Raw genomic sequence first — 16507 nt, 5'->3', positions numbered from 1 at the left:
CAAAGATATTGCGCTTCAAACATTTCAAACTAGTTTTTCAAATAAAGCATTTGATGAAAATGGTAAAGAAATTGAAAGAACTACTAATGTAGGTCATGGAACTATGTGAATTTTGGATTATCAAAAAAGAAATGATGAAAAATATCCAACTAAATGATACTTTGCAACTAATTTACATGTAGCTAAACTTTTAACAAATAACACTGTTTCAATTAGATTAACTAGATTAAAAGAAGATGCTCCAATTCATGCTAAACTAAAAATTGCACCATTTGATACAGAACATTTTGAATCATATACAATACCATTATCTAATAATAATAATAATAATAATAATAATAATCCAGCTAAAATTATTTTTACAGGAAATGATTTCCTTAAAAAAGATCCTAAAGACTATCTTGCAAAAAATCAAAAAGAAAAATTTAAAAATGCAAAAGAATTTGTTGATTTTGCTGTAATTGAAATTGATTTTGAAAAAATTAAATTAGATTCTAATTTTGTTTTAAAAAATTTAAGCAAAGATAAAAATGGACAAATAAGCGCAAGCCAGTTATCTGAACGTGTAACTGCAAATTATGCAAATCAAAAAGATAAACAAATTAAATTTTTAAAAAAATCATATTTAAATGATTATAGTCAAATAAATGTTCCTTTACTTTCAAAGCAACTTGCATCATATAAAGGAGATTCATTGTATGCACTTGGATATCCGATAGCAATTTATGATGGATTTTTAGATCAATATGAAGACTCATCACAAATTAAAGAAAATAAACACAATTTTAGTCTTTGAATAAATTCAGATGCTAATTTTTATGATAATATCAAAAAAATTGATGAAAAATATATTCCAGAAAAATCCAAATGAGATAAAGGGGATTATTTATCATATCAAATTGGTTATAGAAATTTTATTGATAAACCAGGGATTTTAGATGAATTTATTTCCCATGCACACAGTGGATCTAATTTTTTTGAATACAATGGTGTACAATTAATTAATTTTGGACTTTCATACACTCCAAAACATTATTCTCCAGGTGGGGGTGCATCTGGATCATCAGTTAGAAATCAAAATAATGAATTAGTAGGAATATTCCATACAGGGAATCCTTCAACTAATACTGGAGTGGCTTCAGCTTTTAGATCAGAAGGATACGATTATAAGGGAATATATGGATTATATAATTTGCCTCAGTATGATTTAATTTTTGGTGGAGGAAAAGATCAACAAAATTCATATCGACAAGCACTATCCAAAATATATCAAAATTTAAACAACATTAAAACAGCATTATTTTCTAATGGTTTAAATGAAATTCCAATTGAATATAAATTTAATAAATAAATTTTGTTCTTTAATTTAAGAAAGGATTAAATGAAAGAAAATCAACTATTATTTCAAAAAAAATTTTCTTTAAAGATAAGCAATAAACAATTATTAAAAATTTTAAATTGTTTTTTAATTAGTTGACTGTTTTTAGGTAGTTTGTTTTTATTATTTTTTTACAAAAATACTATTTTTCAACATGAAACTTTTTTAAATATTTTTCTTGATTTTAGCACGCCCACAACAAGAGAAATTAATTTTCTAATTTTATTTAAGTCATTGTCATTGTTTTTTATATTTTTTTACTCACTTGCAAAAAATTATTACAACCTTTTTTTATATAAAGAAATTTTAAAAAAATACTTTTTTTGATTTGTAATTTATTCACTTTTTTCGATTATTGCTTTTGGTTTGCTACTTGGATTTAATCCATTTAGCATCGGATATGCTGAAGCTTCAAAGCAAATTAATTTAATTTATTCTTTTTTTTATTTATCTTTTATTTTTATTTTTTTAGTAATATCAAATATTGCACAATTGTTTCATTCATATATTGTCTTTAAAAAAGTAAAACCATTAGATCACATTAATAAATGAGTGTTTATAATCAATGCTATTTCACAAGTAATTATTTTAATATTAGGAATATTATTATTTTATTTTTTAATTGAAAAAGATTTAACCACAAATCGAAATACTATTTTAAATAAAGGACAAACATTTGAATTTTTACAAACTTTATTTTCAATAAAAAGTGCTAAAAATTTATTAATTATTATTTTTAGTTCAATTGGGTTGGCAATTTTGATTTTTGGAATTAATTTAGTTAAAATTTTTGCAATATTAACAAAAAAAGAAAACATTTTTTTATTTAAAAAACAATTTATTTTTCTATTGAGTATTACTTTAGCTGCTTTAATTTGATATTTATATTTATTAATTAAAATCAACAACAAAGCAAATGAATTTATCATCTCTGAAATTAATTTTTCAATTCTTTTTGGAGGTATTTTAACCTTAATTGTATTATCTAGCATTAGTTATTTTATTTTAAATCACTTAAAATGAACTAAAACTAAAAACAAAATTATAAATGAATTTTATTTATTTGTTCATTTATTTGTTATTTGAATTTCAGTGTTAATTTTTTACTATTTTTACTCAGAAAATTACTTTTGAATTAACATTATTGTTTTTATTGCTACAACTATTACTTTTCTAATTTTAATTATGCATTTAAACAAGAAAATTAACATAACTTTAAAAATGATTATTTTGCTTGTTATTTTAGTCGGAATTTTAATTGAAAATATCCTTGCTCATGGAATTAATCAAATTATTTTATTAGCTGATAATCAACAATTGCTCATTTTTAGTCAACACTTTTCATTTGGATTTATTTCTATTGTTTTAATTTTAGTTACTTGTCTATTGTTATTGTGTAGTAGTTTGATTGAATTTTTTAATTTAAACCTAAGCTTGTTTCAATTTAAAAAAATAACTTCAAAATCAAACAACCAAACTAAAAAGGAAAATAAATAATGACTAAAATATTTAAAAATTTAATTAAAAAAAACAAAAATCAAATTAAAAAATATGAAATAATGTTCCCTTTATTTGATTTATTTAAAGAATTTAATGAACTAAAAAATTTGGATTATTTTATTTCATATGATCAACTAATGTCTTCAGTTTTATTTAAAACTAGTTTAAGTTTTAATAGTGATATTTATCTAAAATATCTTTCAACTTATAGCTTGGCGCTTGAAAAAAAATACCAAATGATTTATAAAACATTTATTATTTCTTTTGGTATTGATAGTAGAATTGGAAATAAGTTTTTAATCCCAATTGTTCAAAACAGTAAAAATGATAGTATTGATTTTGTTATTTTTACTTCTTCATCTAATTTAAATGAAAATTATTTTTATGAATGTTTGAATAATGAAATAAATGCACTTTTACAAAAATCTAAAATTATTGAAATTTTACCTTCTATTTTAATTTATTACTCAAAAAATTCTAAAACATTAAAAATATCTATTGATAAAAATCAAGTTAGTGAGATTAAAAAATAATGCATTTAAAATTAATTACTAAAAAGAAAAATAATTTAATGAAAATTAAATCAAAAGTTAATAATGAAAAAAATATTTTACTTATTAATATAAATAAATTAAACAATAGATTAAAATTTTACATAAATAATGCTTTTATTAATAAGGAAATTATTAAATCCTTATCAAATAAATACAATATAATTCACCCACTAATTGAAAAAAAATCAAAAAAAAATTTTTTAGTTTATTTCAAAATAAAAAAGCAAAACTCAAAGCATTTATGAATATATTTAAAAGAAGAACAAAAATATTCAACTGATTCATATACACGTTATGAAGAAATGATTCTAGAACATGTTAAAAAAAAGAAAATTGATTTTATTGCTATAGGTGAAAAATCTCTTGAATTTTTAAAAAAACATAAATTAAAAGTAATTAATTTTTTCTCACATGAAAACAAAAACATTGCTTCTGAATTAGCTTTAATTATTAAATTTTTATATTTAAATGAAAACTATTCACAAATTAATTTTGTATTTAATTCAAATAAAAATTATAATGGATATTTTACGATATTGCCAATGAACCAATTTGACATTAATAAATTAGTTGTTAATGAAAAATTAAAAAAAGAAATTAATTTTTCTGAATTTAGTATTTATCCTAACATTAATGAATTTATTGAAAATAGTTTTAATGTATATTTGGAAAACTCAATTAAATCATTAATTATTGAATCAACTTTTTATAATACAAAAAATAATTTAGTACGAACTAAAAAAATTATTAAAGAACTTGATGAAAAAATTTCAAAAATAGCACGTCAAATTACTAAGACTAAACGTGAAAATGAAATTGAAGAAATTGTGATGATTACCAAAAATAATCAAAAATTTCATCAAATAATTGAAGAGGTTTAATGATAATGAAACAAACTAAAAAACACATATACAAAATTATTATCAATTTCACTGAAAATAAAATTTGAACTATTTTTAATGCTGAACTAGAACTTTATTTAAATGATGAATTAAAGTGGATTAAGCTAAATAAATTATCAATTGCAAGTTTTGAAAATATTTTAGTTAAAATTCAAGATCACTATGAAAATAAAATTTATTATATTTTTTTAAAAAATGCAAATTTTATTGCAGAAGATAATAAAATTGAAATTATTTCAAGTAATGAATTTAATTATTATTATAAAACAAATAAGCAAAATAAATTAAGTGAAAAAATAAAAATAACTAAAAAAGAACTTTCATATTTTAAGACCTTAAATAAAATTGAAATTGCTATTGAAAATATCATTAAAATAAATGAACTTAAAACAAAATTATACACACTTGAAATGATTGAAAAATTTTCACTTAGTAAATGAGAAAGTTAAACAATGAAAAAATTAAAAAAATATGTTCGACACTTTTTTTTGTTATTAACATTACCTGTTTCAATTGGATTAACTACTCAAATAAGTGTTAAAACAGAAGCAAAAAATGATTCAAAATTTAATGATTTTTCTAAATTAGTTGAAAATGCACTTAATAAAGCTTTTAGTGAAGCAATTAATATAACAATTTCTCGACTTGAACAAATTCAAAATCAATTAAAAGAAAATAATGAAATAAATTTTCAGGAAAAACTACGTAAAATTTATTATCTTGAAGTTGTTATTGCATTTTTAAAAACAAATAAAACTCAAATTATTCAAAATCGATCTAAATTTGGTTTTAATACTATTTTTTTAAACACTCTTTCAAATGAAAGAAAATATCAAATTGGAACAATTACTTTTCAAGATGAAACTTATAATAATGTAATTTTTAAGTTAGGAAATAATTTAACTGATTATAAAAACTTTATTGGAAATAATGGAACTTTAAAAAAAGAAAGTGATGAAATTAATATATTAAAAACAGAAGATGTCCAACAAATAATTGCAAAGTATTCAAATGAAATGCAAAAACAATTTAAAGATATTATTTTTAATGAAAAAGATATTGACAATTTAAATGAAAATTTAACCTTTGAAACTAAAACAATTACTCAACTTGATGGTTCTTCAATTAGCGCTCTAACTTTTAGTCCTCCAAAAGAATTTAAAAATTGAGATGAATATTTAAAATTAAAATATCAAGATAGATTTATAAAGTTTGATTTAGAACAAAATAAATTAAAAGATAATGAATCAAAAAATCAAAAAGATAATTCAACAAATGAAATTAATCCAATTGATTCAATTGAAAATGAAAATACAATTTTTGAACCAGTTGATATTGAAATTGAAAAATTAATTGAAAAACTTCCAACTTTACCTGCAAATTTAAAAGCTAATTTTATAAATTTAGATTTAAACAAAATTAGTTCTGATGCTAATTTAGAACAATATTTCTTTTTTGATAATCCGATTAACACTAGATTTAAATATAAATTAATTAAATTATCAACAACATCAGAAAATTCATATTTAGCTGATGTTGAAATTTCTGATTCAATAAATCCAGAACACAAAAGAACTTACAAAATTAAATTAAATAATAATAAAAGCTATGGATATCAAAAAATTTATGAATCTTATGTAAATGAAATTAAAAATAAATTTATTCAACTTTATAAGTCTTTGCAATTAGATGAAAATTTAAATTTTAAAACAATTGAAGTATTTAATTTAGCAAATACATTAATTAATTTACTTAACACAATAGTGCATGATCTTTATTATAATGAAACTTTTTCTTTAAAAAGAGATAATATTATTGATAAATATGCTTCACAAATAAATTCAAACACTTCTGAAAAAGAAATACATAAAATAGTAAATCAATTAAGTATTCAACTTATAAGTTCATTAAAAACATCAAAAATTAACAATAATGCACTTTTTTCTGTTTTACCCAACACTTATAAAAGAGCTTTAAAACGTTACAATGAGCTATTTATTCAGAAAAAAGACCTTTCAAAAAATTTAAAACAGTTATTTGAAAAAAATAATTTAAATACCACAGTTTTTTATAAATTAATTGAACAAACAAAAAAATATATCACTTTAGCAATTAATCATTCAAATTCATTAACTTTTGATACTTTAAAGTGATATGATAATTACACTGAATTACTAAATAAAATTTCAAATAATTATAACTTAATTAAAGATTTTATAAAAGATGCTTTTCAAGAAAATAATCAAAATAAAATTGATGAGAAAAAATTATTTCAAAGATACAATCAAGCAAAACTAGAAATAACAAATGCTAGCTATCAAAAAAAATTATTATTAATAATTTTAGGCTCAATAATGTTAATTTTTGGATTATCTTCAATTGCTTTACTATTTTTTAATAACATCAATAAAAAACAAAACAACAAACTTAAAAAATGAATCACTAAAACAAATATTATTTTTATTTTACTATCAACAGTTATTTTAATTTGCTCAACTGTTTTAATAGTTTTAGGAATAATTGAAGGGATATTATAATGTTAAAAATTAATGCTATTTTTGACTATATTGTTGAAATTTCAGGAAAATACAATTACAAACAAAGACAAAATTTTATAGTAAAAAATTTTCCTCACAATAAAATGATTTTAATTAGTGCATCTAAAAATAATGCTTTTCTTTTATCTGATAATAAAATATTGGAAAGTATTAAAATTGGTGATGAAGTAATTGAAGATAATACTAAAAATATTGTAAAAACTAGTAAAGAATTTTTTGGAAAAATAATTGATATTGAAAATAATATTATTTTTCCAAAAAATAAAAACATTAATAAATTATCTTTTTATCCAAACCAAAATTCAATTTTTGGTAATGCTCATAATTTGATGACTGTTAAAACTTTAAATGAACAATTATATACTGGAATCATTTCTTTGGATTTATTAATTCCAATTGGAAAAGGACAAAGACAATTAATAATTGGAGATAAACAAACTGGAAAAACACATATTGTAGTTAACACTATGATCAATCAACTAAAAAATAATGTTAAAACAATTTATGTTGCTATTGGTCAAAAACGTGAAGATCTTTCAAAGTTGTATCAAACTTTGCAAGAATATGGTGCCCATGAAAATACAATTATTATTGATGCTCCAGCAACTAGTTCTTACCAACAATATTTAGCCCCTTATATTGCTATGGCGCATGCTGAAAATATTTCATATCATGAAGATGTTTTAATTATTTTTGATGATTTAACTAAACATGGGAATATTTTGCGTGAAATTGCACTATTAACTGATAAACCAGTTGGAAAAGAAGCTATGCCTGGTGATGTTTTTTTCTCGCATTCATCCTTGCTTGAAAGAGCTGGTTCATTTGTTGATCGCAAAACAATTACTGCTCTTCCAATTTTAAAAACAGTTGATGGTGATATTACTAGCTTATTAGCTTCAAATTTAATTTCAATCACTGATGGACAAATTGTAACTAATATAGATTTATTTTCAAATGGAAGATTACCAGCTATTGATTTAGATTTTTCGGTTTCAAGAACTGGAAGTTCAGTTCAATCTAGAACAATGACTAAAATAGCAGGTGATATTGGAAAAATTTATCGCTCATATAAGCGTAATTTAGAATTAGCCCAGCTTGATTTTGATTTTAACAAAGAAACAACATCGCTAATTTATAAAGGTAAAATAATTGACAAAATGTTTCTTCAAAGAGGTTATTCATTATATTCAAATAAATTTGTTTTACTAATGTCAAAATTAATTTTATGAGATACCTTGAAAGGAATTACAAATCAGCAAAAAGCAATGACATTTTTAAATGTATTAATTGATAACAATCATGAAGCTAAAACAGCTTTTGAAAAAATTGAAAATAATGAAGTATATGATGAAACATTAATTAAAAATTTTTTTAGATATGCTTTACTTCAATACTCAAAAGCACAAAATTTAAATTGGCAAATTGATGTTGAACATAAATTTGTTGATTTTTCAAAAGAAGAAATGAATAAATTAATAAATTTGGTAGGTAATAAATAATGCAATATGGACAAATTCTTAAATTTTGAAATGATGTTGTTGAAATTCATTTTGAAGAAGGTTATCTTCCAAAACTTAATACTATTTTATCTTTGCACAATAACAAGACCTTTTTATTAGTTAAGCACTTAATTAATAAAAACACAATTATGGCTATTGTTATTTATTTAGACAAAGAAATCACTTTAACAGATCAAGTAATTAATACTGGACATAGCTTTTTAGTTCCAGTTGGAATTGAAGCTCAAAATAATATTTATGATTATCGTGGAACCCCTTTGATAACCAATAGAATCAATAAACCTAAATACATTGAGATGAATTCAATTATAAACAAGGAAAGAATCATAAATCAAAAGGCAGAAATTATTGAAACAGGAATTAAGGCTATAGACTTTTTTATACCAATTGTAAAAGGTTACAAACTTGGTATTTTTGGTGGAGCTGGAGTTGGTAAAACTGTTTTAATGAAAGAAATAATTTTTAATATTAATAAAAATAATTCACAAACCTACAATATTTTTATTGGTTCAGGTGAACGATCTCGTGAAGCTATTGAATTATTTAATGAGCTTGAATCTTCTAACTTGATGAAAAATTCTAGCATGTATGTTTCAAAAATGAATGAATCTCCTGGAGCTAGAATGTCAATTGTACCAATTGGTATTACAGCAGCTGAATATTTAAGAGATATTGAAAAAAAAGATGTTTTGCTTTTTATTGATAACATTTATCGATTTGTTCAAGCTGAAAATGAAATTAGCTCATCAATGGGTAAAAAACCATCAATTGGTGGATATCAATCAACCTTAGAAAGTGATATTGCAGCAGTACAAGAAAGATTATTTAAAACTGAACATGCAGGAATCACTTCATTTCAAACTGTATTTTTGCCAATGGATGATATTAGTGATCCTTCAGCGGTGGCACTATTTAATCACTTAGATGGAAATTTAGTTCTTTCTCGTGCACAATCAGCAAAAAATATTTTTCCTGCTTTTGATCCTTTAGCTAGTTCTTCAAATTCAGTTGACCCAAAAATAATAGGTCAAAGACATTTTAATGCTATTATTGAAGCAAAGGCAATACTAAAAAAATATAAAGATTTAGAAGATGTTATTTTAATTTTAGGTTTTGATGAACTAGATCATGAAAACAAAAATATTGTTAAAAAAGCTCTCCAACTTGAAAATTTTTTCTCACAAAATTTTTTCATGACTGAACATTTTACAAAAGAAAATGGAATTTATGTTCCTCTTAATGAAACAGTAGAATCAGTTATTCGAATTTTGCAAGGCGAATATTTAAATCAAAGTCCTGAAATTTTTAGTTACATTGGTTCAAATTTAAAAATTTTAACTGATAAGGAATTAATTTTAAAATAAAATTTAAAATTATTAAACTTCAAATAGTATAATTCAAATATGAATAATATAAATCTCTCACGAAAAGAATCTCAACTTCAGCAAATTCTTGCAAATATTTTAACTTATGATTTAACTAACTCAAATATTATTGATCCAGTAGTTATTGATGTTAAATTATCTTCTGATTTATCATTTGCTAAAGCCTATGTTACTTTATCAAAAAATAAAAATAAAGGTATTAAATCATTAAATAATGCTTCAGGATATATTCGCACAATCTTATCAAAAAACTTAAAGTGAAGAAAAGTACCTAAAATTATTTTTTTACTTGATAATGTAATTGATCATGGAATTTTAATTGATAGCATTATAGGAAACTTGAAAAAAGAAAAATAAAATCAAACATTTAAGTTTGATTTTATTTTTCGTTATTTTTTTTAAGTTTATTTTTTAAAAAATCAGCTTCTACTTTATAAAAATTATTTTCTTTTTCTTTTAAAATTTCTTCTTTGTTATTTAAATTAATAACTTCATTTTTAGATTCATTATTTTCTTTGACATCTTCAACTGTTAATGCAAACTCTTGAATGATGTTTCTCTTGAAAAATACTTTTTCTAAGAAGTAATTTAAAAATGGTATGGTTACAAGTGTACTATAGAATATAATGTATAAAACTAAAGGAATATATCTTGCAATTGTTGCTTCTTTGCCTCCATCTTTAAATACTCCTCATGAAGAAACAAATTTTAGATTAAACAAATCAGTAAACATTGCTACAATGTATGAAAATTCTACAATTACAATTCCTAAAATTGCTATAGCTGCAAAGCAGTAAAATAAAATATTGTTTATTTTTCCAGTTTCAGAAAGTTTATGACGCTTAATTGTATACAAGAAAATAACAAGCGCATAAACAACAAAAAAGAATATGGTTGGAAAATTTGACATTCCATCAATTAGTTTATCATGATTTAAAATTAAACTTGGTACAAATAGTACAACTGATCAAATAGTCATTGTTACAATAATATAAATTCATTCAGTTTTACGTGTTCCAATTTTAGATTTTAATGTCTTACTTGCAAAAATTCCATTAGTGCTAATTAAATTTGAAATTTCATTTTTAAATCCTAGTGAAATACCATTTAATACTCCGTATGATGAAACCAAAATAAAAAAAGTTGTTCCAGCAACAATGTTTTTTTGTACATTTGTTGATAAAGTCGCTTGAAGCAATCCTCAAACAAAACCTTGATTGTGTAAGATAGATGAAATAGCAAAAAGAGAATACAAAATTACAACTGAACTCATTCCTAATAAGATAATTCAAAATAAATTTTTTCTAGCATTTTTAATTTTATTTCCAATAGATCCTGCAATTAAAAATGCATCATAAGCAAATAAAATTGAAGGTAAAGCAATAATAATTCCTTTTATGCTAAAAAATGTTTTTCCGCTTGTAAAAGCATTAAAACTTCCATCAATATTATTTGTTTTAAACATTACAATTCCAGCTACAATAGCAACTAATAATGGAATAAATTTTATAAAAGTAATAATTGATTGAATTATACCTGAAGCTTTAAGTGAAATATCATTAAGAATTAAAAATAACAATCCAAATAAAATTCCAGTTAGAACAATAACATATAAAGGCACTTTTTCAAAATCAAGCGCCCCAACTTGCCCTAGAAAAAAATAAAATATTTCAGAGACAAAAACACCAATTGAAATAAATAATATTCCAAAATAGAAAAATGAATATGTTAATGAAACTCCATATCCAAATTTAGTTCCACCAACTTTATAAGCTCAACTTGATAATCCTGATAATCTTGTTTTTTTAAATCGACTACATTCTGCAAAACTTATAGCTGTAGCAAGTGAAATTAAACCACCAAGAACTCATGCAACAAGTCATGATCAACCATCACCTCCTGTAGCTTTCGAAACTGAAAAATTTTTAAAGAAAATTCCAATTCCAACTACAGAACCAATTAACATCATAAGAGCAAAGAAAAAACCAATTTTTTTTCTTTTTTCAATTGACATAAAAATCCTTTCTTTTTAATGAATTTTAAAAAATTAATTATAAATATTTTAAAAAATATTATCATATTTTCAAATATATAAACTAAAATATATAAAAAATGTAGCATTATAATGCTACACAATACAATAAGTAATATTATTTTAGTTAACGAATAGTTATTTCATTTGTATCTAAATTAATCAAAGAACTTGGAATACCAGATGGAATTCCAAAATCATAAACATTTTTAATTAATGGAAAAATAATTGATGCCTGATTAATATTTATTGGTTTTTGTCCTGAAATATTGGCGCTAGTAACATACATTGGTCCATTTTTTAACAAAAAATCACATAATAATTTATTATTTGGCATTCTAAAACCCTGATTGTTAACAATAATGCTATATGCTCCGGGTCAATATTGTTTGGCCGTTTTAGTTGCCTGTTCATTTCATTGATCAAATAACTGAGCTTGTTCAAGAGAACCAACTAAAATCATTATTTTTTTATCGTTTGGTCTTTTTTTGATTTCATATAATAAATCAAGTGTTTGTTTACAAATAGGACCACCTATTCCACAAACTGTATCTGTTGTAAAAATATAAAGTGAATCATATTTATTTTCCATTAAACTCCTTTTTTAATAATTTTGAAATAAATTTATTTTATGATTAATTGAACGAATTATTTTATTTTTTTGATACTGAGTGTAATAGTTATTTTTTTTATTTTGCATTTCAGATTGTAAATATTCATATTCATGAGCAGAAATAATTTTTTTAAGAACATCTAAATTGTAAATTCGATAAGAATCATTTTCAGTATTGCTTAATAAAATATTATGTTTAAGATTGTCTAAATTTAAACTTTTGTTAGTTAAATTTTCTTCAAATTGAAATTGTTTTTTATTAATTGTATTAATATAATTAATCATTTTTAATTTAATTGTATTTCAAAAATATGCTACAAATGGTAAATTTGGAAATTTTTTTCAATTTGAAATTATTTCTAAAATAATTGAGTAAATATAATTTTCAATTTCTAAAATTTCAATTGCATTGTTAAAAGAATACAAATTTAAGACTTTAAAAGCTAATCCTTTTAACTTATATTTAACCTTATCACAAATATGTTTAAATAAATGAGCTTGTTTAATTTTATTAAAATCTCCAAGTTCAAAATATTCTATAACTTCGTTTTGAATATTATTTCTATGTATTAAATTATTTTCTTTTTTCATTTTGAATAAAATCAAAAAGGATTATACCAGTTGCAACTGAAGCATTTAAAGACTGAACTGTCCCAAACTGTTGAATATGAATACTTTGATCAATTACTGATAAAACACTTTTTGACACCCCATTTGCTTCATTACCTATTATTAGTAATGTTGGTTTATTATAAATAATTTCCTTATAAGAAATTGAATTTTTATCTAAAGTTGTTGCATAAGCTCAATAACCATTTTTTTTAAGCTTTGTAATTGTTGAACTTAATGAATTAACTTTATAAAAATTCATATTTACAAATCCCCCACTTGAAACTTTTAATACTGTTTGACTAATTTGAGCTGAATTAGTTTTAGGAAAAATAATATCTTTAATTCCAGCGGCATTAGCTGTTCGAATAATTGCTCCAAAATTGTGCGGGTCTTGAATTCTATCTAAAACTAAAACACAATTTGGTTTTCTTTTAGATAAATATGATATATCTTGATAATTTAATTGTTCCAAAATTGCAATAAAACCTTGATGATTTTCTTTTGTAAAAGTTTCAATATAAGTATTGCTAACTACTTTAATTAAAACATTAAATTGTGAAAATAATCCAATATTTTCTTTCTTAGTAAGATAAATTAACTCAACTGGAAGATTATTCTTGCATGCTTCAAGAACTGAATTTTTTCCGCTAATGATAATTTTAGACATCTTAAAAAATACCTTCTTTAATTAAAATTTCTCGAATTAAATCACTTTCAGTAAAATTTTTTTCTTTGCTTAGTTTTTCTCACTTTTTCATCATTTCAAGATATTTTTTATAATCAAATTTTTTAAAATTAAATTCTAAATCATTAAAAATTTTAACTAATGTACCATTAGATTTAAAATCAGTTGCACTTTCTTTAATTAATTTATGTATTAATGTCATAAAATCAGAAAAATTAAGTTCAAGTAAAAGATTCATTGCACGCTTATATACATCTTGGTAGTGAGGTAAAATAAAATGATGATTTTTATAATTGTTAAAATAAATTTTTTTAATTTTATTAATGATTTTATTAACATTATGAATTAAATTATCATCAATATTAATAATTCCAGTAAAACTATTAATTAAAATAATAAATTTCAAAACATCTGGATCATATTCTTGTAAGAAATTTTTTGCTAAAATGACATTTTGAAATGTTTTTGACATTTTAACACCATTTAAATTAAGCATTCCACTATGAACTCATTTTTTAGCAATATTATTTCCTGTTAAAGCAAAAAATTGAATATTTTCATTTTCATGATGTGGAAAAGTTAAATCAACTCCACCTCCATGTACATCAACTCCTTCTGAACCGAAATTTTTATAAATTAAAGCACAACACTCAGTATGTCATCCAGGACGACCATATCCAAATTTTGTTTTGTATCTAATTCCATCAATTGTATTTTTTCAAATTGAAAAATCAGCTTGATGTCTTTTTAAATATTCAGTTTCTTGATACTTCATATTTTCTAATTTTTGATTAGAAACTAATCCATAATTTTTTTTATTTTTTTCAACATCAAATCAAACATTACCTTCTCTGTCTTTGTATGCATTTTTACTTGAAATCAAATTTTCAATAAAATTTTCAATATAAATTAAATTTTGAGTGACAAACTCAATTTTAGAGATAGTGTCAATATTTAATTTTTTTAAAATTCAAAAATACTCTATAGTATATTTTTGAGCAATCTCTTTTTCAGACACATTTTCTTGCAAAGCTCTTTGAATTATTTTGTCATCAATATCTGTTATATTATGCACAAATTGAAAATTTTTCCCTAAATTTCTAGCGGCCTTTAAAACTAAATCTATTGATAAAATTGGTCTAATATTCCCAATATGAACATGATTGTAAACAGTAGGCCCGCAAACATATACTTTATAAAACATAGTTTAATTATAATAATTTTTTTATATTTTAATCTTAATAACAATAAAAGTTTATTTAAAAAAATTATTTAATTTAAGTTTAAAACCACATAAAATATTGATTTTTCAGTTTTTCATAAATTAAATTAATCAAATCAAATAATTTGAATATTTTAATTTATAATTTATGGATAGACAATAAACTACTTTAATTAGTATTTAAAATTAATTTACAAACAACATTAAAGATAAATACTTCAAAAAAGAAAATATAACAAAAATCAAATAATATATAATGTACATAACTAAGAAAGGATTCATATGAAAACAATGTTAGATATTGCAATTGAAGTTATTTCTCAAGATAAAGAAAAAAATTATTTATTTAATGAAATTTTTAATGAAGTGGAAAAACAACTAAAAGAAATTTGAACATTAAATTTAGTAACTGAAAAGACTAATTATGAATCAATTAGAGAACGTAAAATTGGTGAACTTTACACTTTATTAACAGTTGATCGTCGTTTTGAAAGAAATCAAGATGGTACTTGAAAAAATAAATTATACTAAGGAGCCAAAATGAAATTAGTAAATGCAACAGAAATGCTTAAAAAAGCAAAAGAAGGAAAATATGCAATTCCTCATATTAATATTAATAATTTAGAATGAGCAAAAGCAGTTTTACTGACAGCTCAAGAATTAAATTCCCCAATTATTATTGCAACAAGTGAAGGAGCAGTTAAGTATATGGGTGGAATGAATGTTGTTTCAGGAATGATGAAAGGATTAATGCAGGATCTAAACATCACAGTACCAGTTGCATTGCATTTAGATCATGGTTCATATGAAGGTGTCAAAAAGGCATTGAATGTTGATGGCTACACTTCAGTTATGTTTGATGGCTCACATTATTCATTTGAAGAAAATTATAAAAAAACCTCTGAGTTAATTCAATTAGCCAAAAAAAAATGTTTTTCTTTTGAAGCAGAAGTTGGAACAATTGGAGGAGAAGAAGATGGAATAATTGGAACTGGAGAATTTGCTGATCCAATGCAAGCTCAACAAATTTCAGCTTTAGGAATTGATGTTTTAGCTGCAGGAATTGGAAATATTCATGGTCCATATCCACAAAATTGAAAATCACTTAGTTTTGAAACTTTGCAAAAAATTTCTAAATCAGCTAAAATTGGAATTGTTTTACATGGTGGTAGTGGTATTCCTAAAGAACAAATTCAAAAAGCGATTTCACTTGGAGTAACAAAAATTAATGTTAACACTGAGTTGCAACAAGCCAATCACAAAGCACTTAGAAAATATATTTTATCTAATAAAGATTTAGAAGGGAAAAATTTCGATCCAAGAAAACTATATAATCCTGGTTTTAAAGCAATGTGTGAAATAGTTAAGGAAAAAATTCTTGAATTTGGTTCAAATAATAAAGCTTAAAACAATATAAATAAATACCCCAATTTTGTGGGTATTTTTTTCTCCTCCATTTAAGTAATAAAAAAATTTAAAAAAGTGATAGAAAAAATTTTAACTTTTAAGATTATTTTTGTAAAAATAAAATAAATAATGTAAA

Annotated in this window: 16 protein-coding genes; 11 read left to right on the top strand and 5 right to left on the bottom strand. The window is 22.3% G+C overall.

Annotated features, from left to right (window positions below):
* The 9 genes from mip to rbfA all read left to right on the top strand — a co-directional run.
* On the top strand, positions 1-1351 hold a 1351-nt coding region (gene mip / locus U744_RS0102485), incomplete at its 5' end, for an Ig-specific serine endopeptidase MIP (RefSeq protein ID WP_025755514.1).
* Positions 1352-1381: 30 nt separating this feature from the next.
* Complete coding sequence (locus tag U744_RS0102480; RefSeq protein ID WP_025755513.1) at positions 1382-2875, top strand: MSC_0624 family F1-like ATPase-associated membrane protein; 1494 nt, start codon at positions 1382-1384, stop codon at positions 2873-2875.
* Positions 2875-3411 (top strand): MSC_0623 family F1-like ATPase-associated protein, encoded by a 537-nt coding sequence (locus U744_RS0102475; protein WP_025755512.1) that lies wholly within the window; start codon positions 2875-2877, stop codon positions 3409-3411. Before U744_RS0102480 ends, U744_RS0102475 begins: the two co-directional genes overlap by 1 nt.
* Positions 3411-4313 carry an MSC_0622 family F1-like ATPase gamma subunit gene (locus tag U744_RS0102470; RefSeq protein WP_025755511.1) on the top strand — a complete coding sequence of 301 codons (903 nt, stop codon included), beginning with the start codon at positions 3411-3413 and terminating at the stop codon, positions 4311-4313. The genes U744_RS0102475 and U744_RS0102470 overlap by 1 nt, the downstream gene beginning before the upstream one ends.
* A 5-nt stretch (positions 4314-4318) precedes the next feature.
* Positions 4319-4783: an MSC_0621 family F1-like ATPase epsilon subunit gene (locus U744_RS0102465; protein ID WP_156921629.1), complete on the top strand. Its 465-nt coding sequence runs from the start codon at positions 4319-4321 to the stop codon at positions 4781-4783.
* A 3-nt stretch (positions 4784-4786) separates the two neighbouring features.
* Positions 4787-6871, top strand: coding sequence for an MSC_0620 family F1-like ATPase-associated subunit (locus U744_RS0102460; protein WP_025755509.1), 2085 nt, complete (start codon positions 4787-4789; stop codon positions 6869-6871).
* Positions 6871-8394 carry an MSC_0619 family F1-like ATPase alpha subunit gene (locus U744_RS0102455; RefSeq protein WP_025755508.1) on the top strand — a complete coding sequence of 508 codons (1524 nt, stop codon included), beginning with the start codon at positions 6871-6873 and terminating at the stop codon, positions 8392-8394. The genes U744_RS0102460 and U744_RS0102455 overlap by 1 nt, the downstream gene beginning before the upstream one ends.
* Positions 8394-9779, top strand: a complete 1386-nt coding sequence (locus U744_RS0102450) for an MSC_0618 family F1-like ATPase beta subunit (RefSeq protein ID WP_025755507.1) — start codon at positions 8394-8396, stop codon at positions 9777-9779. Before U744_RS0102455 ends, U744_RS0102450 begins: the two co-directional genes overlap by 1 nt.
* A 39-nt stretch (positions 9780-9818) precedes the next feature.
* Positions 9819-10157 carry a 30S ribosome-binding factor RbfA gene (rbfA, locus tag U744_RS0102445; protein WP_025755506.1) on the top strand — a complete coding sequence of 113 codons (339 nt, stop codon included), beginning with the start codon at positions 9819-9821 and terminating at the stop codon, positions 10155-10157.
* 22 nt (positions 10158-10179) lie between these two features.
* On the opposite strand, the gene U744_RS0102440 is transcribed toward rbfA, so the two are convergent.
* From U744_RS0102440 to U744_RS0102420, 5 genes are all read right to left on the bottom strand, one after another.
* Positions 10180-11814: an APC family permease gene (locus U744_RS0102440; protein WP_245578673.1), complete on the bottom strand. Its 1635-nt coding sequence runs from the start codon at positions 11812-11814 to the stop codon at positions 10180-10182.
* Between the two features lie 145 nt (positions 11815-11959).
* Positions 11960-12424, bottom strand: a complete 465-nt coding sequence (locus tag U744_RS0102435; protein ID WP_025755504.1) for a Sua5/YciO/YrdC/YwlC family protein — start codon at positions 12422-12424, stop codon at positions 11960-11962.
* A gap of 12 nt (positions 12425-12436) precedes the next feature.
* The gene (locus tag U744_RS0102430; RefSeq protein WP_025755503.1) at positions 12437-13036 is read right to left on the bottom strand and encodes a hypothetical protein; all 600 of its coding nucleotides are present in this window, start codon (positions 13034-13036) and stop codon (positions 12437-12439) included.
* Positions 13020-13724, bottom strand: coding sequence for a 23S rRNA (guanosine(2251)-2'-O)-methyltransferase RlmB (rlmB, locus tag U744_RS0102425; RefSeq protein WP_025755502.1), 705 nt, complete (start codon positions 13722-13724; stop codon positions 13020-13022). Before rlmB ends, U744_RS0102430 begins: the two co-directional genes overlap by 17 nt.
* Before the next feature lies 1 nt (position 13725).
* The gene (locus U744_RS0102420; protein ID WP_025755501.1) at positions 13726-14946 is read right to left on the bottom strand and encodes a class I tRNA ligase family protein; all 1221 of its coding nucleotides are present in this window, start codon (positions 14944-14946) and stop codon (positions 13726-13728) included.
* Positions 14947-15246: 300 nt separating this feature from the next.
* Here U744_RS0102420 and rpoE point away from each other — a divergent pair, with 300 nt between their 5' ends.
* On the top strand, positions 15247-15495 hold the full coding sequence (gene rpoE / locus U744_RS0102415) for a DNA-directed RNA polymerase subunit delta (RefSeq protein ID WP_025755500.1): 249 nt from the start codon (positions 15247-15249) through the stop codon (positions 15493-15495).
* Positions 15496-15504: 9 nt separating this feature from the next.
* Positions 15505-16371 (top strand): class II fructose-1,6-bisphosphate aldolase, encoded by an 867-nt coding sequence (gene fba / locus U744_RS0102410; protein WP_025755499.1) that lies wholly within the window; start codon positions 15505-15507, stop codon positions 16369-16371.
* Positions 16372-16507: the final 136 nt, after the last annotated feature.

The sequence above is a fragment of the Mycoplasmopsis cricetuli ATCC 35279 genome (assembly GCF_000526955.1).
Classification (GTDB): Bacteria; Bacillota_I; Bacilli_A; order Mycoplasmatales; family Metamycoplasmataceae; genus Mycoplasmopsis; species Mycoplasmopsis cricetuli.
Note: the sequence above shows the minus strand (reverse complement) of the source record. Positions and strands in the feature narration are given on the sequence as shown.